We start from the raw sequence: 20,558 nt of genomic DNA, 5'->3' as shown, positions 1-20,558 counted from the left end.
AAAAGTAATGAGTAGGTTATTGAAAATTATTTATACTTGCTTCCCGGAAGGAAAGCATAAGGTATTAACTATGAGCTATGATGATGGAAGAGAAGAGGATAGGAGACTGGTTTCCCTCTTCAATGAGTATGGTATTAAAGGAACCTTTAATTTAAATGCTGGGATTGATTGGGATGAAAAAAGAATTCCGATACAAGAATATAAGGAGTTATATCAGGGACATGAGATAGCAAGCCATACTTATACACATCCAACGATAGAGCGCTGCCCGATAGAACAGGTAATATCTCAGGTGATTGAGGACAGGAAGGGATTAGAAAAGCTGGCAGGATATCCGGTTCGCGGAATGGCATATCCAAATGGCTCTTATACAAAGCAAATTCAAGATATTTTGCCAAGTCTTGGTATTCAGTATTCAAGAGTAGTCGGAAATTCTGATCAATTTGCAATGCCAAGAAACTATTTGGAATGGAAAGCGACCTGTCATCATAATCACAATTTAATAGAACTGGGTCAGCAGTTTATTGATTTATTTAAGACGCAGTATCTGTACATGATGTATGTATGGGGACACAGTTATGAATTTACAGATAGAAACAATTGGGAAGTAATAGAAGAATTTTGTAAGTTGGCAGGACACAGAGATGATATTTGGTATGCCACAAATATAGAAATTTATGATTATATGGAAGCAGCAGGCCGACTGCAATATGCAGCGGATGCAAGCTTTGTTTACAACCCATCTGCTGTGTCAGTTTGGATAAGCGTAGATGATAAACTGATTGAGATACCGGGAGGTAAACAGATAGAAATTTAGATATTTGGTGTAAAACGGCAAAAACAGATATAGTTTTTGCCGTTTTGTAGATGATACCATTTACTAACATTTTGTCACATAATTAGACAATATATGGTTTTTTTGTTATACTTGAGATTAGAAATTGTATTGTTCGTGAATAATAAAAAATACGTTAAATCAGGAAGAGAAACGGCAGGAAGGTCAGAAGAAAGCGCTATGACGAATGATAATAAGAAGCAAGAAGACAAATTTATAATGATGACAACAAGGCCCGTTGAACAATTGGTATGTCAGCTTGCAATTCCCACTATAATAGCAATGATGATAACAGCATTTTATAATATGGCAGATACTTATTTTGTATCTAAAATTGGAACAAGTGCTGCAGGTGCTGTTGGAATTGCTTTTTCTATGATGGCTATCATTCAGGCGTTAGGGTTTTTATTTGGACATGGATCAGGTAATTATATGTCAAGAAAATTAGGAGAAAAAAAGCCGGAAGAAGCAAAAGAAATGGCGGCAACCGGTTTTTATACTTCAATGCTTGCAGGGGCTGTAATCGCTGCATTGGGAATAGTATTTATCAATCCATTATCAAGGATGCTAGGATCAACCACTACGATTTTACCCTATGCCAGAGAATATCTAAAGTACATTCTTGTCGGAGCCCCTTTTATGATGGCCTCTTTTGTGCTGAATAATCAATTGAGATTTCAAGGAAACGCTATGTATGGCATGTATGGAATTTGTATAGGAGCGTTAGTCAATATAGCATTAGATCCTATATTAATTTTTGGATGTAAACTTGGAATAGCCGGAGCGGCAATAGCCACTAGTACAAGTCAATTTATCAGTTTATGCTGCCTATACATGATTTGTAATAGGAAAAGTATCATAAAAATAAAATTTAAGAATTTCAAACCAAGGTGGCTTGTATATAGGGAAATTATTCGAGGAGGGTTACCGTCTTTGTTTCGTCAAAGTATTGCCAGCATTTCAGCAATCTGTTTAAATTATTTTGCGCGCCAGTATGGGGATGCGGCTATTGCAGCATTATCAATTGTATCAAGGGTGAGTATGTTTGCAATGTCGGCCTTAATCGGATTTGGGCAGGGATTTCAACCGGTATGCGGCTTTAATTACGGAGCAAATAAATTTAACCGTGTTAGCCGGGCATTTTGGTTTTGTGTAAAAAGCGCAACAATTGTTTTGGCTATTATGGCAATATTGGGATTTATATTTGCTTTTCAGGTAATAGGTATATTTAAAACAGGAGAACAACAGGTTTTGGAAATTGGAGTATCTACCTTGAAGCTGCAATGCCTTTCCTTTCCATTAATGGGATTTTTAATATTATCCAATATGATGCTGCAAACGATAGGCGAGGCAGTTAAAGCAAGTGTACTTTCTTTGGCAAGACAAGGACTGTGCTATATACCTGTATTATTTATTCTTGCACCTTTGTATGGTATGGCAGGTATTAAGCTGGTACAGCCAATAGCGGATTTGTTAGCTTTTGCACTTTCTATTCCATTAACATTTAGTGTACTAAAAGAAATGAAAAAAAGTAATACACGAAGTAATTATGTCTAAAAATATTTTATAACATAGCCAAATTGTGATATACTGTATCAATAGGTAAATTGCAAATTATGATTGTAAAATTGGCGTGAGGAGAAGTGTATGGAAAAAGATGTAAGGATAAGAGATATTGCTGCTGAAAAGCCTGAGATTATATTTATTCAACCCATATTTAAGGAAAACATATGGGGTGGGGACAAATTAAGAACGGAATATGGTTATCCTATTCCAAGTGATACTACAGGAGAGTGTTGGGCAGTCAGTGCTCATGAAAATGGAGATTGTAAAGTAGCAAACGGAAAGTATAAGGGTAGAACTTTAACTGATTTATGGAAAAATCAACAGGAGTTATTTGGAAATTTAAATGGAGATAAATTCCCGCTGTTAGTTAAAATTATTGATGCAAAGGATGATTTAAGTATTCAGGTTCATCCCAATGATTCTTATGCAAAAATACATGAGAATGGTTCTTTAGGCAAAACAGAATGTTGGTATATTCTGGATTGCAAAGAGAATCAGGATATCGTAATCGGTCATAATGCGGCTACCAAAGCTGAATTAAAAGCTATGATAGAAAAAAAGAAATGGAATCAATTAATCCGTACACTACCAATTAAAAAAGGAGATTTCTTACAAATAAATCCGGGAACTGTTCATGCAATTAAAGGTGGCACCCTTATTCTTGAAACGCAGCAAAACAGTGATATTACTTACCGTGTTTATGATTATGACAGATTAAGCAATGGTGTACCAAGAGAGCTTCATATAGATAAAAGTATTGATGTCATTACTGTTCCATTTCAGGAGGAAAAGACAGAGGTAACTAATGATGACGGTACACAATGCAAAAGACTCATTTCATGTCGGTATTATGAAGTCTTTAAGTTTGAGATAATGAAAAAGGAAGAATTTATTCAAGACAAACCATTTTTAATTATGAGTGTAATTGAAGGTGACGGTAAAATAAATGCTCAAAATATAAAAAAAGGGATGCATTTTATTTTACCAAATGGCTTCAATACATATAGCTTAGAAGGAAATATGACTTTAATTGCGTCCGCACCAAAAGTTTGATTTGATATAATTTATATAACAAATGTTTCTTTATTAACCCAAAAGCCCCTGTTTTTAAAGCAAGGGCTTTTTGATTGTCTCATTTTAAAACATTAATGAAAAAGCGGTAGCTCGTTCTTTCCTATGAAAGAATTTTGCAATTCCTTACAAGTGTCAAATTCTAATTATAGTAGGAACTATACGAAACTGTTTTATTTTTTCTCTTTTTAGTATATTAGCTTTCTTCTTTAATTGCATTTTCTAATATTTCAAATCCCGCATTTAATTGTTCGTCAGTGATAACTAGAGGGGCTAAGAAGCGGATGACGTTATTATAAACTCCGGCATTTTCAATAATTAATCCGTGATTAGCAGTATTTCTAATTAGCTGATTTACAAGTCCAGAATTAGGTTTTTTGCTGATTTTGTCTGTTACAAATTCAATGCCAATCATTGCTCCAAGCCCTCGAACATCGCCTATCACCTCATACTTTTCTTTCCAACTGTTAAAAACCGCAAAGCATCTTTTGCCTATTTCATTGGAGCGCTCAATCAAATGGTCACGCTCTATTACTTCTAATACTTTTAATCCGGCAGCACAGGCCAGTGCATTCCCCCCATAGGTTCCACCTATAATTCCGGTCGAAACAGAATCCATTATTTTAGAATCAGCTATAATTGCACTCAAAGGAACACCGCCGGCGATCGATTTGGCTGTTGCAATAATATCTGGCTCACAGCCAGCTTCTTTCCAATATTCGGATGCAAATAATTTGCCGGTACGCCCAAATCCCGTTTGTACCTCGTCTGCGATCAGGAGAATTCCGTTTTCATCACAGACCTTTCTGACAGCTTTTACCCATTGTAGAGGTGCTGGAATAAATCCGCCTTCTCCTTGAAGAGGCTCTAAAACAATAGCTGCAACATACTGTGCAGGTGATGCTTCTTCAAATACTTTTTGAAGACTTTCCATATAATATTTAATCGCCTGTGCACCGCTTAAATTACCGGGCGTTCTGTATAGATATGGAAATTCTGCACGGTAAATTCCATCTGGAAAAGGCCCCATACCTGCCGCATAAGCTTTTTTGGAAGTCATAGACATGGTCAGTAGGGTTCTTCCGTGAAAGGCTCCTGAGAATACGATGATATTAGGTCGTTTTGTATATGACTTTGCTATTTTAACTGCATTTTCATCGGCCTCGGCTCCACTGTTGGCAAACATGGTCTTTTTAGATAATCCACGAACCGGGGCAAGAGTATTTAATTTTTCTGCTAACTTCACGTAACCTTCATGTGTTACAATATTGAACATGCCGTGAAAATATTTGGATGCTTGTTCTTGTACAGCAGCAACCAAATCAGGATGTGTGTGTCCGATATTTAAAACACCTACGCCTCCGACCCAGTCAAGAAAAAGATTCCCGTCTACATCTTCAATCATAGCACCTTCTGCTTTTGCCATAACACAAGGATATATACATCGGATTGCATTAGGGACTGCATTTTTCCTTCTTTCTATTATAGCAGCAGCTTTTGGACCTGGTAAAGTCTGTGAAATAATTTTTGGTAAAGAATTTTTAAGCATAATAGCCTCCGTCTAAGTGATATTATAATATAGTCCTGTTTATGTGTTTTATTAACACATTAAAACAAAAAATGAAAATATTTAAAACTTAATGAAAAGAAAAACACATGGACAGAAGCTTATTTGACTTCCTTGCCATGTGATTCATTATTTATTTGCATTATAGCACAAGGATAAGTATAATAATATAGAGCGACAGCCTAAAAAAACGGATAATTATTGTGCTATTGGCACAATTAAAGGAGAGGTAAAATGTCAGTCAGCGTCGAGAATATTTATGAGAAAACCAAGGAGAAGTATAAGCTTAAATTACTTGCAGGAAATGCAGGAATAAGCAATGTGATAAGTTGGATTTATATTATGGAGGATATCACGACGGCAGATTTTATCAGGGGAAGTGAGTTAATTATTACAACCGGCCTTGGAATCAAGTCAGAATCAGATTTAACAGATATGATTTGGATTTTGATTCATCAAAAGGCATCTGGAATTATAATTAACACTGGAAATTATATTCAATCAATTCCTCAGGCGGCAACTGAATTATGTAATCAGACGGGTTTTCCATTATTTGTAATGCCGTGGGAGACTCATTTGGTTGATGTAACACAAGAATATTGTAATTGGATCATATGTGATAAACAAAATCAGTTAAATATATCAGAATGCTTTCATAATATTTTATTTCAGCCTCAGAAGGCAGATTATTCACTGGTAAAGAAAATGGATTATGATATAAATGGATTATTTCAAATTACAATTGTGAGTATTCCTATTGCATTAGCGAGAATGGAACAGGATGAAATAAAATTATTTTTTGAAATTAATTTTTTAAGTAAACTTAAAAAGTATGTACAAAGATTAAGTAGTGTTATCTTTGAAAACAAGGTGCTTATTATTAAGCAGCTTTTATCCAGGCATTGCAATATTTCAGAGTGTATCAATAAAGTGATTAAAGAAAATTGCTTGTTGTCAGAGATCAGAATAGGGATAGGATCGGTAAATGAAGGAATATACAATCTGACCAAAGGGTACAAGCATGCATTAGCTGCTTATGATTTAGCTGAGAAAAAAAATAAGAATATGATTTTGTATGATGAAATGAGAGCTTATAAGATTTTGACAGAGGTGGAAGATAAAGAAGTATTGGAAAAAATTTTCTGGGAATATCTTGGAGAAATAGTGGAATATGATAATTTACATAACAGCAAATATTTAGACACATTAGAGTTATATTTGGAATATAATTCAAGTATACAATTAGTTGCAGAAAAAAGTTTTACACACAGGAACACAATAAATTACCGTATGAAGAAAATAAGAGAACTTTTAGCATGTGATTTAGATAATACTAAGGATAGATTTATGCTTCAATTATGTTACTACATTAATGATATACAGAATGTATCTGAAAATAAAATGTAAAAATTGCTATTGACAAAAATTTTAAGTGGTGATAGACTGACAAACAAATAAAGCGACGGTGCAGATTGAGTGCAGCGTCGCTTTTTATATGTTAAAAAAGGAGGTATGCTATGCTAAAGGTAAACAAATTGTCTAAATACTATGGTGAATTAGAGGTTTTAAAAAATATTAATTTATGCATTGAAGCCGGTCAAGTGGTTTGTATCATTGGACCGTCGGGCTCGGGGAAAAGTACATTCTTAAGATGCTTGAATCTTTTGGAGATACCAACAAGTGGAAAAATATTCTATCAGGGTAATAATGTGATGGATATGACCAGTGAGATTAAAGAGTTGAGAAAAAAAGTGGGAATGGTATTTCAACGATTTAATTTATTTCCACTTAAAACAGTACTGCAAAACGTGACAATGGCGCCAGTTTTGATTAATAAGGTATCAAAGGAAGAAGCAAATAATATGGCATTGGATTTACTGAAAAAGGTTGGACTTGCAGAGAAAGCAAATGTATATCCAAGCACGCTTTCAGGAGGACAGCAGCAACGTGTGGCCATAGCAAGAGCATTGGCAATGAATCCAGAGATGTTGTTATTTGATGAACCAACCTCAGCACTTGATCCAGAGCTTGTGGGGGATGTATTGGATGTCATGAAGCAATTAGCTAAGGAAGGAATGACAATGGTTGTTGTGACACATGAGATGGGATTTGCAAGAGAGATATCTGATAGAGTTATCTTCATGGATGGTGGATATATAATAGAAGATGATACACCACAGGAGATATTTACGAATCCAAAGCATAAAAGAACTAAAGAATTCTTATCCAGAGTATTACAAAAATAATTATTTGAAGGAGGGGTAAAGATGGAATTATATTTTGGAAAAGCAATAAAAACACTGGGTCCGAGCCTGGTAACAGGCGTAGGAGTAGTATTGGAAGTAACCGTAATTGGCTTTATGGGAGCAATTATCATTGGGTTTTTGGTTGCAATTGTAAAAATGAGCAAAAATAAAGTAGCAAGATGGGGAATGGGAGTATTTGTGGAGTTGATAAGAGGAACACCATTATTGGTGCAATTCTTTTATATCTATTATGTATTACCATTGTTAATGTCTAATCTTCTTAAGGCAGTTGAAATTGATTACAATGTTCAAATTTCTTCTGTTATGGCAGGTATTGTGGGGTTTTCCGTCAATTATGGCTGTTATATGTCAGAGGTGATTCGGTCCGCAATTGTATCAATTGACCCAGGACAAAGAGAGGCAGGCTTAGCATTAGGTTTTAGTGAAATACAAGTTTTAATCAAAATTATCCTTCCGCCATCCTTTCGAAATTCAGTACCTGTATTTGGCAATTATTTAGTTATGATGATTAAAGATACATCATTACTTGCTTGTATTGCAGTAAGCGAACTATTGCTAAGAACACAGGCTTATGCATCTCAGACTTTTTTGACCATAGAGGCATATACATTGCTTGCCGTCGTTTATTTAGTCATTAGTGTACCTCTTTCGCAGGGAGTGAAAATGTTAGAGAAGAAAATGAATAAATTCAGCAGGAGTTAGTAAAAGGCAAAAATGTAAAAGTTATTAATATAAATGAAAGAAGAGGAGATTAATTATGAAAAGAGTATGGAAAAAAATAAAGGTAACTTTATTTTCAGTTGTCTTAATGGTAGCATTCACTGCAGGTTGTTCAAGTACAAAGAGTACCTCCGATGATTTCACACAGGCAGAGCAAGAAACAAAAGAGGAAAGCAGCCAAGAGGCAGTTAAGACAGAAAACACGAAGGATGAAAGCGAGCTGCTGCATAAAATAAAGGAAAAAGGAGTACTCACGGTAGCCTCGTCCAACGATGCACCATTTGCCTATATAGATGTTGAAACGGGAGAATTTGAAGGAATTGATGCGGTCATAATCAAAGAAATTGCCAAACGCCTTGGAATCCCAAAAGTTGTAATGAAAGAAGTAGCATTTGAAAATTTATTAATTGAACTTAATAATAAAACGGTAGATATGGTTACAGATGCAATGTATATTAAAGATGAGAGATTACAAAAAGCACTTTTTACCAATGCGTGGTATCAAGAGGGTGAGGGAATTATCATACCAAATGATTCTTCAATTACTGCAAAAGAGGATTTAAAACAAGCTACATTAGGAGGACAAAAGGGAACTACTTTTCTGGAAACAGCGCAGGCATGGGTTAAGGAAGGAAAAGTGAAAGAAGTTAGTATTTTTGGAAAGCAGACCGAATTGATGATGGCTGTCAATACAGGAAAAATAGATGCTTGCATTACTGATGGAATAGTGGCAGCATACACACTTGCTCAGGATTCAAGTCTAAATCTAAAAATATTAAGTCCATACGAATCGGAAGCTTCTGGGAAAATAGGAGCAGCGATACGCTTTGAGGATCAGGACTTCTTATACGAAGTGAATACAGTCTTAGACGAAATGAAAGAAGACGGTACATTAATGGATATACTAGAGGACTTTGGATTAAATGAAGATTATTTTGTTGATGTTGAAGACGGAATAACTCAAAATAAAAAGTAGTATTTTAAAAACTTCATTTGTTTTAAATGGAAAAAACAGGAAAGCATTAGCGTGCTTTCCTTTAATATCGTATAAAAACCTGTATTTTCTTGTAAAAATAGGTTATAATATAAGTTGTAGCAAGAAAAGCAAGATGATGAAAAGGATTTTTTGTTTCTTAATCTAGGTAACGATAAAATAAAGTTACCGAGTGCTATTATAAAATATCATTGTGATAGTACTATTATCTAATCAATCGTAATTATTCTTTAATACCTATCAGAAATTCTTATTTTACAATAATTACAAATTTTACATATGGTTAATCGAACTATATAAATTAATAACATGTCAACAGATCAAAAAAAATGGAGGTATTATGGAAAGAAAAACAGGTAGTGATGATACAAATTCAAGTTTAGGAGAATTTGATTCAGAAGAATATCAAGTAGGTGAAAAAGTAATGCATCCAGTAGAAGGTGCTTGCTATGTAAAAGGCATTATAACGATGAAGAGAGGAAATAAGGAGCATCAATATTATAAGCTGGTTCCTTTGTTAAATGAAACGACCGTAGTATATATTCCAGTAATAAGCCAAAATGCAAATAGAATCAGAAAAATTATGAGTGTAAATGAAATAGATAAAATTCCAAATGAACTGAATAAGATAGAAATTAATTGGATTTCAGATAATAGAAAGCGTCAGGAATCATTTTCAACCGTAATTAAGTCATGCGATACCGTTAAAATAACAAAAATTATTATAATGATGCTTCAAAGAGAGCTTGAAAAGCCTTTGCAAAGTATGGACAAGGATATTTTATGCAAGGCACAGAAGTTGGCCTATTCTGAAATAGCAATTGTAAAAGGCAAAACTTTTGAAGAGGTAAAACAGGAGATGAAGAACAAAGTTCAACTATAACAGGTAAATATTAAGGATCAATCATTTCATTAAAAGATTGATTCTTTTTCTATTGTACACAAAAAATTAGTGAAATGGATTGACAAGAAAAAGGAAGAATACTATAATATGAACAGAGATAATGATAATCAATATCAAAATCTAAAAAGTATCTCATTCTTCTAATTTTAATATTACAAGAATAAAAATATGAAACATAATAGTAGTATATAATGTAAGATGAAACGATCTCAAAGGAGGATTTATTATGATACAATTTATATTATCAAATTTAGGAACTGTTATAATCAGCCTAGTACTTGCTTCTATTGTGGCATTTGTTATCAGAAAGATGATTAAAGATAAAAAGCAAGGTAAGGGCTGCTGTGGCAGCAGTTGTGGCGGATGCGGACATTCCTCAGGATGTCATCAGGATAAATAAATTTCTTGGCTATTTTAAGTTATACTATTTATAATTTAACATAAAATAGTAAAAAACGAGATGAAGCTGCATGTATATTAAATGGAAAGAATTGTTATTTAGCATTGCTGTTAGTGTAGGTATTGGTGCACTAGCTAGTCAGTTAACAAAGGAAAGCATATCCGTATACAATTCATTTACAAAACCCCTATTGTCTCCACCAGTTTGGCTTTTTTCGATTGTATGGACAATATTATATATTTTGATGGGAGTTTCTGCTTATATGATTTACAGCGCAGAGGCCAGTCAGAAAGAAAAGGGGGATGCTTTAAGAGTATATGGAATACAATTGTTTCTAAACTTTATATGGTCATTGATTTTTTTTAATCTTCATGCATATTTAATAGCTTTTATGATTCTGCTTCTATTATGGTTTGCTGTATACATTATGATTGAGAGATTTAGTGCGATTTATATCTGTGCAGGAAAATTGCAAATCCCATATCTTTTATGGATTATGTTTTCCGGATATTTAAATTTAGGAATTATTTTTTTGAATGGCTCAGCCATTTAAGGTTTTTATTTTAAAAAATTACAATTAAGAGAAATAAGGGAGTGATAGTAATGCATATTACGCTAGGAATTATAATACCCTTTATTGGAACAACTCTTGGTGCTTTCAGCGTCTTTTTCTTAAGGGATCAGTTGTCGTCTTTGGTTCAAAAAGGTCTTCTGGGATTTGCATCCGGAGTGATGGTGGCTGCCGCGGTATGGTCTTTATTAATTCCGTCAATTGATATGTCTGAGTATTTGGGAAAGTTTTCCTTTGTACCGGCGGCAACAGGTTTTATGCTTGGAATTTTGTTTTTACTTCTTATGGATCGAATCATTCCTCATTTGCATTTAAGCAGTGACGAACCAGAAGGAATCAAAACTTCCTTAAAGAAAAGTACGATGCTTGTATTAGCAGTTACTTTGCATAACATTCCGGAGGGAATGGCAGTTGGTGTGGTTTTTGCCGGAGTTATGATGAATAGTAGCGACATATCAATGGCTGGAGCCTTTGCCCTTTCCGTTGGAATTGCGATACAAAATTTCCCGGAAGGAGCGATTATATCCCTGCCGTTAAAAAGTGAAGGAAAAAGTAAAACAAAAGCCTTTGTTTATGGTACACTATCTGGAATTGTAGAACCAATCGGAGCAGTAATTACCATATTACTCACCAATTACATCGTGCCGTTTCTTCCTTATTTACTGTCCTTTGCAGCAGGAGCAATGATATATGTTGTAGTAGAAGAATTAATACCAGAAGCATCAGAGGGGGAACATTCTAATATTGGAACCATCGGCTTTGCCATAGGTTTTTTGATTATGATGATACTTGACGTCGCGTTAAGCTGATAATAATGAAAATAAAAATGATTGAACCAGGTTTGATTAAGGATTTATTTACACATAAATTTTAAGATAATATCATAAAAATAAGTAATACGTATTCATATCGAGGGATCATTGAAAAAATTATTAACTTGTATTTGTATCGTATATTTTGCCATATTAAATGTCACCTCAGCATATGCGGATAATCAAGAAACAATTAACGCAGAAGAAATACTTGGAAGTCTTTATTCGAAAGCGGCGGTATTAATGGATGCAGATTCGGGGCGTATACTTTATCAGAAAAACGGTGATGAGCAATTGCCCATGGCAAGCACTACAAAAATTATGACATTAATTGTGGCATTAGAGAATTCAAATGCAGACGATGTTATAACCTTTTCAAAATACGCAGCTTCCATGCCGGATGTTCAGTTAAATGCATTGGCAGGCGAACAGTTTATGTTAACGGATATCTTATATTCATTAATGCTGGAATCACATAATGACAGTGCTGTCGCAATTGCCGAATATGTAGGAGGCGCACTTTATACAAATAGTATGGATGCAAAAGAAGCTGACACGCAGCAAAGTAAAGAATATGTCAAGGCCTTTGCTGATATGATGAACCAAAAAGCAAGAGATATTGGATGTTTTAATACATATTTTATAACACCAAATGGCTTGGACTCACAAGTAACTATGGAAGATGGCAGCATTCGCATACATTCAACAACTGCAAGGGATTTAGCCAAAATCATGTCATATTGTATTAAGAAATCCCCTAAAAAGGATCAGTTTCTTGAAATAACTAGAACAGCAAGCTATAACTTTCATAACATGATTACGAAAGAGGACAAAACGTTGATAAGCGGGACTCGTTCTTTTTCCTGTAATAATCATAATGCATTCTTAGGTATGATGGATGGGGCGTTATCTGGTAAGACGGGATTTACAAACAATGCAGGATATTGCTATGTTGGTGCATTAGAACGTGACGATAAAACCTATGTGGTAGCACTTCTTGCCTGTGGCTGGCCTAATCACAAAAGCTATAAATGGAGCGATACGAAGAAGCTGATGAATTATGGAATTGAAAATTTTGAATTTCAAAATTATGATGATGCAATCATAGACGATACTAAATTCGACCCGATTATTGTAAAAAATGCTCAAACAAATACCTTGAGGGGAACCGCATATGCAGGACTTGAGGTAGTTAGTACGAATACGAATGAAAATGATAAAAATGGTCTTCTTTTGAGAAAAGATGAAACAATTGATGTGGTTTATGATATTGCAAAGGAATTAGAGGCACCGGTTCATTCAGGAGATCAGGTGGGGACTATTCAATATCTGGTTAATGGAGAGGTTTGGAAAGTGGAGAATGTAATATTGACAGACAGTATAAAACGAATTAATTTTTGCTGGTGCTTTAAAATGGTTTTTGAAAAGTTTTCCATTTGAATTTATTAGAACAATTAGCTTAACCAATTTGCAAAAAAGTGTCTTAATCAGACACTTTTTTCTTGTATTAGGATTCAATATTAGAGTGGTAGTTATTGACAAAAAGTAAAATCTGTACTAAATTACATATTAGTGTATTAAATAGTACATACGAATTAATGGAGGAAAACGGTCTGACAAACAACTCTTATAGGAATTGAAACTATTTGACCGTTGATAGATAGATGAATCAGATAGAACAGTGGAAAAGTGGATTTAAGGATGGTATTCCTATTTGCCTAGGGTATTTCGCCGTTTCATTTACTTTTGGAATTAAGGCTGGCATAGTGGGATTGACCGTCTTTCAGACTGTATTAATATCGGTAACGAATGTGACTTCAGCCGGACAATTTGCAGGAATTGATATGATAGCATATGGAGCATCTTATATGGAAATGGCATTGGCACAGTTGGTACTTAATATTCGATATTGTTTAATGTCATGCTCGTTGTCACAAAAGCTGGAATCGAACTTATTTCCTGTGCATCGGTTTTTTATAGCATATGGAGTAACAGATGAGATATTTGGTGTAACCATTTGCCACGACGGAAAACTAAATCCTTATTATTCATATGGTGTTATGAGTTCAGCAGTTCCGGGATGGATATTTGGAACTTTTTTTGGTATTGTGTTTGGAAATATTATGCCTGTGAGTGTATTAAATGCACTGGGAATTGCGATATATGCAATGTTTATTGCTATAATTATTCCCAAGGCAAAAGAAAGCAAAAGTGTACGATTGGTGGTTTTGGGAGCAATGGTATGCAGCATGGCCTTTTATACTTTACCAATTATTAAACAGGTGTCAGCAGGCTTTAGAACAATTATAATTACAGTTTTGATAGCAGGTATTGCAGCATGGTTATGTCCGATCAACGAGGAGAACACAAATGAAAGGTAATATTTATATTTACATACTTGTAATGGCAGCAGTTACTTATTTGATTCGGGCACTTCCCTTAACATTACTGAATAAGGAAATTAAAAATAGATATATTAAATCATTTTTATACTATGTACCATATGCAACGCTTGCAGCAATGACATTTCCTGTAATTTTATTTTCTACTGCAAGTACAATATCAGCAATTTTGGGTTTTGCCACAGCCTTACTTTTGGCATATAAGGGTAAAAGTCTCATTACCGTTGCAATTTGTGCCTGTGCCGTTGTATTTGTAGTGGAAAGATTGATAGTACTTTTTAATTTTTGAATGTGAAATGAAAAAGATAGAGAATCATACAGTTTATGAATAAAAAAAGAATACTTTTCACACACTAAAGGATGCAAATTTATAGTGGTGAAAGGATGATATTATGAATGAAGATACAATTTGTCTATTAAAGGAATGCAATGCTGGCTGCAAATCGGCAACAGACAGCATGGAACAGGTTATGCAATATGTAGATAATGACAAGCTGAAAAGATTGATTGATAAGTATAATGAACCTCATATTCATATTGGGGATGAATGTCATGAGTTACTCAATAAGTACAATAAGGATGAAAAAGATCCAAGTATGCTTGCTAAGACCTTTTCATGGATGAGTACAGAAGTAAAGCTTATGATAAATGATAATACTCAAAAGATTGCAAAAATCATGATGGATGGCTGTAATATGGGAATCCAATCTTTAAGTGAATATATTAATAAGTATACAGAGGCTTCGAAAGAAAGCATTTCATTAGCAAAAAAATTGGTTAAAACTGAACAGGATTTTATGGATGAGTTAAAGGTATTTTTATAAGAAAGCACATTCATTTTAATTTATCAAAAGAAACATAGTATACATATATGTTTCTTTTTTAGTTCATAGGAAAGACCTAGATTAAAAAGTATTCCACTATTTGCTTTAAGATTCTAATAACTTTATTAAATATTGATAAAATAAAATTTTGTCAGAATGAAATATAGTATAATGTTCACAACTAACTAGGTAAAAAGTATTATGTTTCAAAAATAAAATAGTACGGGAGGTACATATGCTTAAAAAACCTATTTTTAAAAAGGCAAAAAACAATGATTTCGTAGGTCTTGAATCACAAATTGTATATTTCATTACTACTTTAGTTATTGTGTGCTGTGTTTTATTGGGACTGGTTACTTCTTATTTAAGCTACCAGTCCTCGATTGGAGCGATTAATAAAACAATCAAAGAAACATCAGATGTAGCGGCAGATTTAGTAGAGGTATCCACTCGGGAATATCTTGCTATAGCATATGAAACGGGATGTATAGCAAGATTGGCAAGCGCAGATAAAACAATTGAGGAAAAAAAGTCAATTATTCAACAACGTATTGATAAAAATGGTTTTTTAGATGGTACGATAATAGATAAGAATGGAATGGATTTATTTAATCAGGTAGATGTATCGGATAGTGACTATTTTAAGGAATGCATACAAGGCAAGACATATGTCCAAACCCCATCCTACAGTGAAGTAGAAAAACAGGTTTGCATGGTTGTGGCGGCCCCACTGTGGGAAGGCGGTATACCGGATACGACAGTAGTCGGTGTTATTGTATTCGTTCCTGATGGAGAATATTTAAATAATATTATGAGGCAAATTGTAGTGGGTAAGAATGGCACTGCATTCATGGTTGATTCAACAGGAACTACAATTGCTGATATTGATTCCACTATTGTTGGAGTTGAAAATGGCATTGAATTAGGAAAGACGAATACAAAGCTCAAAAAATTTGGAAAAATTGTTGAAAAAATGGCAGCAGGCGAAAATGGAATTGGAACCTATCGATACAACGGTGTGATAAAAATTGTTGCATACTCTCCGGTTGAGAACAGCAATGGTTGGAGTATTGCGGTAGTTGCAGTCAGAAATAACTTTTTAGGTAAATTTTACATATCTCTATTGATTAGCCTGATATTGGTTATTGCATTTATTATATTTGGAAATTATGCAGGAAAAATTTATGGAAAAAAAATTGCACAGCCAATTATACAATGTGTTGAACGGCTAAAATTATTAGCACAAGGAGATTTAACCTCAGAAATACCGCAGGCAACAAGTAATGATGAAACACAAATATTACTTTTATCCTTAAAAAGCACTGTGGATAGTTTGAATCACATCATACAAGATATTGGTATTCAGCTTAATGAAATGTCAAACGGTAATTTTAAAATTGATATCAACGAAACCTATATAGGAGACTTTGCAACAATAAGTGAATCATTTAGAAAGATTGTTACAGCATTAAGTTCAGCGATGATAGAAATTGACGGAAATGCACAACGTGTTGCATTAGGAGCCAGTGATGTGGCAAAAGCATCGCAGGGTTTAGCAGAAGGCGCAACGGATCAGGCGAGCGCCATAGAAGAATTGACGGCAACGATAACTGAAATCTCCAATCGGACACAGGATAATGCAAAGCATACGGAAGAAGCAAAAGAATTGGTTGATAATATGAATGCGGAAATATCACAGAGCAATAATCAAATGCAACAGTCAATAGACGGAATGGGTAAAATTAAAGAGGCATCCAGTGAAATTGCCAATATTATAAAGAGTATTGAGGATATTGCGACACAAACTAATTTATTATCCTTAAATGCAGCTATTGAAGCTGCAAGAGCCGGAGAATCAGGAAGAGGGTTTGCTGTAGTTGCCCAACAAGTAAGAGCCTTAGCAGAACAGAGTGCGATGGCAGCAAAAAATACTGCTGTGCTGATTCAAAACTCCATTCAGGCAGTTGAGGAAGGAACAAAGCTAAATCAAATAGCTGCAAATTCTATGGATGAGGTAATTGGAAAGGCAAAGCAGGTGGATCATATTGTAACGGAGATAGCAGCCGCCTCATCTTCACAGGCAAACGCTGTATCGCAAATTACAGAAGGGATTAATCAAATAGCAAGTGTAGTTGAATCCAATTCGGCAACTGCACAGGAAAGTGCAGCGGCTAGTGAAGAACTATCAGGTGAATCAGCAATGCTTAAAAATTTAATTGATAAGTTCCAATTTTAAATAAATCAAGAAAAAACAAGACAATTCAAAGGGAAATAGTCTTGTTTTTTTCTGTTGAAATCATTAATAAATAAATTTTATAAAATAAAAACATGAAGTGCCCGTAAGAATAAATGTTAAAAAGGTCACTTCATGTTAATTAAGACAGTGTTAAGATAATTCATACTTTGGAGTAAGAAAATATTAATGTAAATGTAAAAAATGAATACAACAATAATTAAGAAAGCTTTGGTATAATTTTAAATAACAGTGTTGCTCTTAAATGAAATAGCTATTACATTTGGGAAAAGCAGTATTAGACAAGTCTAAGGAGATCAGAGTATGATTAGATGTTACAAATTGGTTGCAGTGCTGCTAGCAGCTGCTAATATAGGGCTTCTTATTCCACAAAGAATTTATGCAGTGGAATTAATTGAAGATCAAAACAACCAATTAGATGAAAACAATACAAGTGAGCAGGAGGCAAGTGGTGATTCAAATAATGACAAAGCTGATAGCAATCAAGATACAGGCAATTTGAATGAGTCAGAAAATATAGATCAAAAGTCAGATCGGGATTCATCTGATAAGAAGTTTGCAATAGAAACAGCGATTGCTTTTATAGAGACAGAGAAAGAAGCATCAGATTATGACTATGTTTATGAAAATGAATATGGTAATGAGTATACACTTGAAACATTTCATAGTGGTGTCTGTATTGCAAGTGAATTTACAACAGGAAACGGAATAAAACAATTAAAGGAAAAACAGGAATCTGTTAGTGAAAATAATAGTATAGAAGAAAAACTTGAAGCTGTTCGTGTGATAACAGCCTCAGATGATATTCATTATTCCCTTCAGATTTATGTGGATAATAGTAAAGGTGAAACGGACAAAGATTTTCAAATGCTTTTGGAAAATCCCATTACCGGAGAATTAAAGCAGCAAGGCTGCCATTTAATTTTGCTGCCGGAAATAATACTCCAAGAGGGCAGTAAATATATTATTTCACTAAGTCTTGAAGCAGACACAGATATTACTCTGGCTCAGTTTAGCAAGACAGACAAGGAAGAGAACACTAAGACAGAAGAAAGCAAAGATATAGAAGAAAGCAAAGATATAGAAGAAAGCAAAGATATAGAAGAAAGCAAAGATATAGAAGAAAGCAAAGATATAGAAGAAAGCAAAGTTACAGAAGAAAAAAGTGATTCTGAAACAACAGATGATTTGCAGGAGGAAGTAAACGGGGAAGCTTCTGCTTTAGTGGATAATAGTATAAAAGGAGAATGTTTAACTTTTTTAAAAAAATCTAACGATGCATCATGGGAAAAGTTGAATAATGTAGATTATGGGGTAAAAATTTATACGAAAGAACGATCAGGCAATAAAGTAGATATAAATAATGAAACACAAGAAATAGAAACGCAAGAAGTAGAAACGCAAGAAACACAAGAAACAGAAACGCAAGAAACACAAGAAACAGAAACGCAAGAAATGCAAGGAACGCAAGAAACACAAGAAACACAAGATAAGGAAGTATCTTCCCAAGAGAGTGAACAAAGCGTTGGGCATATTGCAGGTCAAGGTGATACACAAAATAACACTGATTTGGCAGCACAAAATAAAAAAGCAGAAAGTGCTAATAACAATGAGTTAATTACCCTATTAGATAAAGAAGCAGACAGTAAGGATGAGAAAGATAGCATTATTATGATTGCACATAGAGGAATGTCGTCGCTGGCTCCTGAAAATACAATTCCAGCTATGGAAATGGCGGGTTTGTATGGCTATCAGTCGGTAGAATTTGATGTGTATCAAACCAAAGACGGAAAATTTGTAATATCTCATGATTTGGATGTCAGCAGAATGACAAACGGTAAAGGTAAAATTACGAAATTAACACTGGAGCAGATTAAGAAGTTTAACATAGATAATGGGCAGGGGATTGAAAATTATAAGAATTTAAAAATTCCAACTCTAGAAGAGGTATTGGCATGCTGCAATGAGTACAACTTAATACCCTCTATTGAAATTAAAGATGTTAAAAATATAAAAGCTTTGTTAAAAATAGTGGACAAGTATGGATTTTTGCAAACGGCCAAGATAAGTAGTCAAAAGGAATCGGTTTTAAAGGCAGTTAGAAAAAACAATCAAAGCATCTCAACTAGTCTAATTAGCGATGGCGATGGATTCGAAGCAGTGAACAAAGCATTGCGGTTAAAATGTAATGGAATCAACCTTTATTATAAATCACTAAATGACGAAGTTGCCGCATATGCAAAAAAGAATAATCTAGAGATTATTGTATGGAATGTTAATCATCTTTCAGTTGAAGAACAATGTAGAAAATGGCAGGTTGATTACATTACCACAAATGGTATCACATATGGAAATAACGTTGACAATCTTGAGTTAGAAGATAGCATGGAAATTAATGAAAATTATAATAAAGTCAGAATAAATAATGGTCAGGCTGAAAAAGCAGCTTCAATTGAAGAGTGTCTGTCCAAAGAAAACACGTGGTTTGAAGAAGATAATGTAAGTACAGTAAATGTTGGAAAGAATTGTGCATGTCAATATGAACTTGTGAATGATAACATTGCAAAAGGACAAGTCATAATAGTTACGGCACAGGTAAATTCTATATCAGGAAATTATCCGTATTTTACAGCTAACCAGAATGACAGACAGATTGGAAAGACTGGATATTTAGATAGTACAACCGGATGGCAGACAGTATGTTTTACATATACTGCAACACAATCCATAAACCTTAGCGTTGTGTTTGGACTAAATGAAGGAGAGAATGGAATTTTTAGAATTAAAAACATCCAAGTTGTAAAATATGACAGATATCAGCCTATAGAACTTGTAATGAATGAGCCGGTGATAGAATTAACGACTGGAAACACCTTTGATTTGCAGGAGAATATTCAATCGTTGGACAAGAAAGTAATATTAAATTGGACATCCTCGAAAGAATCAATCGCAACCATTTCGGAAACCGGTTTGATTACAACAAAAAGGGTGGGTAAAGCAAAAATAGGTGTGACCACAGAAAATGGTAAAAGTTCTGAATGTATAGTGATTATAAAGCCAAATAAGATGCCTAAGGTAAAAGCTGTGAATCAAGGTGATAAATCAGTGAAACTGACATGGAGTAAAGTTTCTTACGTTTCAGGATATGAAATATATTGTAAAAAACCAGGTAATAAAGAATATAAGTTGGTTAAAAATATTAAAAAAAATTCAAAGACATCTGTAACTTTAAAAAATCTTAAGGTGGGAAAAAAGTATTATTACAAAATTAGAGCTTATGTGAAGATAGATGGAAAAAAATATTATGGTGATTTTTCGAATGTAAGAAAAATTTCTATATCAAAAACTTAAAGAAGAATTCAAAATGAAGC

18 protein-coding genes are annotated in these 20,558 nt (G+C 34.0%); 17 read left to right on the top strand and 1 reads right to left on the bottom strand.

The annotated features are described in order from the left end of the window. Positions 1-7: 7 nt before the first annotated feature. The 3 genes from C8E03_RS03995 (at position 8) to manA (ending at position 3,454) form a co-directional block, all read left to right on the top strand. Positions 8-817 (top strand): polysaccharide deacetylase family protein, encoded by an 810-nt coding sequence (locus tag C8E03_RS03995; RefSeq protein ID WP_242993363.1) that lies wholly within the window; start codon positions 8-10, stop codon positions 815-817. A gap of 135 nt (positions 818-952) precedes the next feature. Beyond that, the gene (locus tag C8E03_RS03990; RefSeq protein ID WP_330410679.1) at positions 953-2,392 is read left to right on the top strand and encodes an MATE family efflux transporter; all 1,440 of its coding nucleotides are present in this window, start codon (positions 953-955) and stop codon (positions 2,390-2,392) included. 90 nt (positions 2,393-2,482) lie between these two features. Beyond that, complete coding sequence (gene manA / locus C8E03_RS03985) at positions 2,483-3,454, top strand: mannose-6-phosphate isomerase, class I (protein WP_094377894.1); 972 nt, start codon at positions 2,483-2,485, stop codon at positions 3,452-3,454. A 214-nt stretch (positions 3,455-3,668) separates the two neighbouring features. On the opposite strand, the gene C8E03_RS03980 is transcribed toward manA, so the two are convergent. Next, the gene (locus C8E03_RS03980; RefSeq protein WP_110290334.1) at positions 3,669-5,021 is read right to left on the bottom strand and encodes an aspartate aminotransferase family protein; all 1,353 of its coding nucleotides are present in this window, start codon (positions 5,019-5,021) and stop codon (positions 3,669-3,671) included. 252 nt (positions 5,022-5,273) lie between these two features. Between C8E03_RS03980 and C8E03_RS03975 the strand changes: the two genes are divergently transcribed. The 14 genes from C8E03_RS03975 (at position 5,274) to C8E03_RS03910 (ending at position 20,538) form a co-directional block, all read left to right on the top strand. Beyond that, positions 5,274-6,446 carry a PucR family transcriptional regulator gene (locus tag C8E03_RS03975; protein ID WP_094377896.1) on the top strand — a complete coding sequence of 391 codons (1,173 nt, stop codon included), beginning with the start codon at positions 5,274-5,276 and terminating at the stop codon, positions 6,444-6,446. 110 nt (positions 6,447-6,556) lie between these two features. Continuing rightward, positions 6,557-7,285, top strand: coding sequence for an amino acid ABC transporter ATP-binding protein (locus C8E03_RS03970; protein ID WP_110290333.1), 729 nt, complete (start codon positions 6,557-6,559; stop codon positions 7,283-7,285). Positions 7,286-7,306: 21 nt separating this feature from the next. Continuing rightward, positions 7,307-8,008: an amino acid ABC transporter permease gene (locus C8E03_RS03965; RefSeq protein WP_094377898.1), complete on the top strand. Its 702-nt coding sequence runs from the start codon at positions 7,307-7,309 to the stop codon at positions 8,006-8,008. A 55-nt stretch (positions 8,009-8,063) separates the two neighbouring features. Then, positions 8,064-9,002 (top strand): substrate-binding periplasmic protein, encoded by a 939-nt coding sequence (locus C8E03_RS03960; RefSeq protein ID WP_094377899.1) that lies wholly within the window; start codon positions 8,064-8,066, stop codon positions 9,000-9,002. 358 nt (positions 9,003-9,360) lie between these two features. After that, on the top strand, positions 9,361-9,903 hold the full coding sequence (locus C8E03_RS03955) for a CarD family transcriptional regulator (RefSeq protein WP_094377900.1): 543 nt from the start codon (positions 9,361-9,363) through the stop codon (positions 9,901-9,903). 247 nt (positions 9,904-10,150) lie between these two features. Beyond that, positions 10,151-10,324, top strand: coding sequence for a FeoB-associated Cys-rich membrane protein (locus C8E03_RS03950; RefSeq protein WP_110290332.1), 174 nt, complete (start codon positions 10,151-10,153; stop codon positions 10,322-10,324). A gap of 70 nt (positions 10,325-10,394) precedes the next feature. Beyond that, positions 10,395-10,877, top strand: coding sequence for a TspO/MBR family protein (locus C8E03_RS03945; RefSeq protein WP_110290331.1), 483 nt, complete (start codon positions 10,395-10,397; stop codon positions 10,875-10,877). 50 nt (positions 10,878-10,927) lie between these two features. After that, positions 10,928-11,704, top strand: a complete 777-nt coding sequence (locus tag C8E03_RS03940) for a ZIP family metal transporter (RefSeq protein WP_094377903.1) — start codon at positions 10,928-10,930, stop codon at positions 11,702-11,704. A 111-nt stretch (positions 11,705-11,815) separates the two neighbouring features. Continuing rightward, on the top strand, positions 11,816-13,147 hold the full coding sequence (locus C8E03_RS03935; protein WP_242993361.1) for a D-alanyl-D-alanine carboxypeptidase family protein: 1,332 nt from the start codon (positions 11,816-11,818) through the stop codon (positions 13,145-13,147). A 224-nt stretch (positions 13,148-13,371) separates the two neighbouring features. Further along, the gene (locus C8E03_RS03930; protein WP_110290330.1) at positions 13,372-14,088 is read left to right on the top strand and encodes an AzlC family ABC transporter permease; all 717 of its coding nucleotides are present in this window, start codon (positions 13,372-13,374) and stop codon (positions 14,086-14,088) included. Further along, the gene (locus C8E03_RS03925) at positions 14,078-14,398 is read left to right on the top strand and encodes an AzlD domain-containing protein (RefSeq protein WP_110290329.1); all 321 of its coding nucleotides are present in this window, start codon (positions 14,078-14,080) and stop codon (positions 14,396-14,398) included. Before C8E03_RS03930 ends, C8E03_RS03925 begins: the two co-directional genes overlap by 11 nt. Positions 14,399-14,501: 103 nt before the next feature. Continuing rightward, entirely contained in the window at positions 14,502-14,933 is a 432-nt protein-coding gene (locus C8E03_RS03920; RefSeq protein WP_094377907.1) for a hypothetical protein, read from the top strand. Between the two features lie 235 nt (positions 14,934-15,168). Then, positions 15,169-17,169, top strand: coding sequence for a methyl-accepting chemotaxis protein (locus C8E03_RS03915; protein ID WP_110290328.1), 2,001 nt, complete (start codon positions 15,169-15,171; stop codon positions 17,167-17,169). Between the two features lie 321 nt (positions 17,170-17,490). Further along, positions 17,491-20,538 (top strand): glycerophosphodiester phosphodiesterase family protein, encoded by a 3,048-nt coding sequence (locus C8E03_RS03910; protein ID WP_110290327.1) that lies wholly within the window; start codon positions 17,491-17,493, stop codon positions 20,536-20,538. Positions 20,539-20,558 lie beyond the last annotated feature (20 nt).

It is taken from the genome of Lachnotalea glycerini, assembly GCF_003201285.1.
Taxonomy (GTDB): Bacteria; Bacillota; Clostridia; order Lachnospirales; family Lachnospiraceae; genus Lachnotalea; species Lachnotalea glycerini.
The sequence above is the reverse complement of the archived record's forward strand: the minus strand, read 5'-3'. Positions and strand labels throughout refer to the sequence as shown.

Coding starts and splice junctions, on each gene's coding strand:
- C8E03_RS03980 (WP_110290334.1), bottom strand. CDS start 5,021: ATGCTTAAAAATTCTTTACCAAAAATTATTTCACAGACTTTACCAGGT.
- C8E03_RS03940 (WP_094377903.1), top strand. CDS start 10,928: ATGCATATTACGCTAGGAATTATAATACCCTTTATTGGAACAACTCTT.
- C8E03_RS03930 (WP_110290330.1), top strand. CDS start 13,372: ATGAATCAGATAGAACAGTGGAAAAGTGGATTTAAGGATGGTATTCCT.
- C8E03_RS03995 (WP_242993363.1), top strand. CDS start 8: ATGAGTAGGTTATTGAAAATTATTTATACTTGCTTCCCGGAAGGAAAG.
- C8E03_RS03955 (WP_094377900.1), top strand. CDS start 9,361: ATGGAAAGAAAAACAGGTAGTGATGATACAAATTCAAGTTTAGGAGAA.
- C8E03_RS03960 (WP_094377899.1), top strand. CDS start 8,064: ATGAAAAGAGTATGGAAAAAAATAAAGGTAACTTTATTTTCAGTTGTC.
- C8E03_RS03915 (WP_110290328.1), top strand. CDS start 15,169: ATGCTTAAAAAACCTATTTTTAAAAAGGCAAAAAACAATGATTTCGTA.
- C8E03_RS03945 (WP_110290331.1), top strand. CDS start 10,395: ATGTATATTAAATGGAAAGAATTGTTATTTAGCATTGCTGTTAGTGTA.
- C8E03_RS03975 (WP_094377896.1), top strand. CDS start 5,274: ATGTCAGTCAGCGTCGAGAATATTTATGAGAAAACCAAGGAGAAGTAT.
- C8E03_RS03950 (WP_110290332.1), top strand. CDS start 10,151: ATGATACAATTTATATTATCAAATTTAGGAACTGTTATAATCAGCCTA.
- C8E03_RS03925 (WP_110290329.1), top strand. CDS start 14,078: ATGAAAGGTAATATTTATATTTACATACTTGTAATGGCAGCAGTTACT.
- manA (WP_094377894.1), top strand. CDS start 2,483: ATGGAAAAAGATGTAAGGATAAGAGATATTGCTGCTGAAAAGCCTGAG.
- C8E03_RS03965 (WP_094377898.1), top strand. CDS start 7,307: ATGGAATTATATTTTGGAAAAGCAATAAAAACACTGGGTCCGAGCCTG.
- C8E03_RS03910 (WP_110290327.1), top strand. CDS start 17,491: ATGATTAGATGTTACAAATTGGTTGCAGTGCTGCTAGCAGCTGCTAAT.
- C8E03_RS03920 (WP_094377907.1), top strand. CDS start 14,502: ATGAATGAAGATACAATTTGTCTATTAAAGGAATGCAATGCTGGCTGC.
- C8E03_RS03970 (WP_110290333.1), top strand. CDS start 6,557: ATGCTAAAGGTAAACAAATTGTCTAAATACTATGGTGAATTAGAGGTT.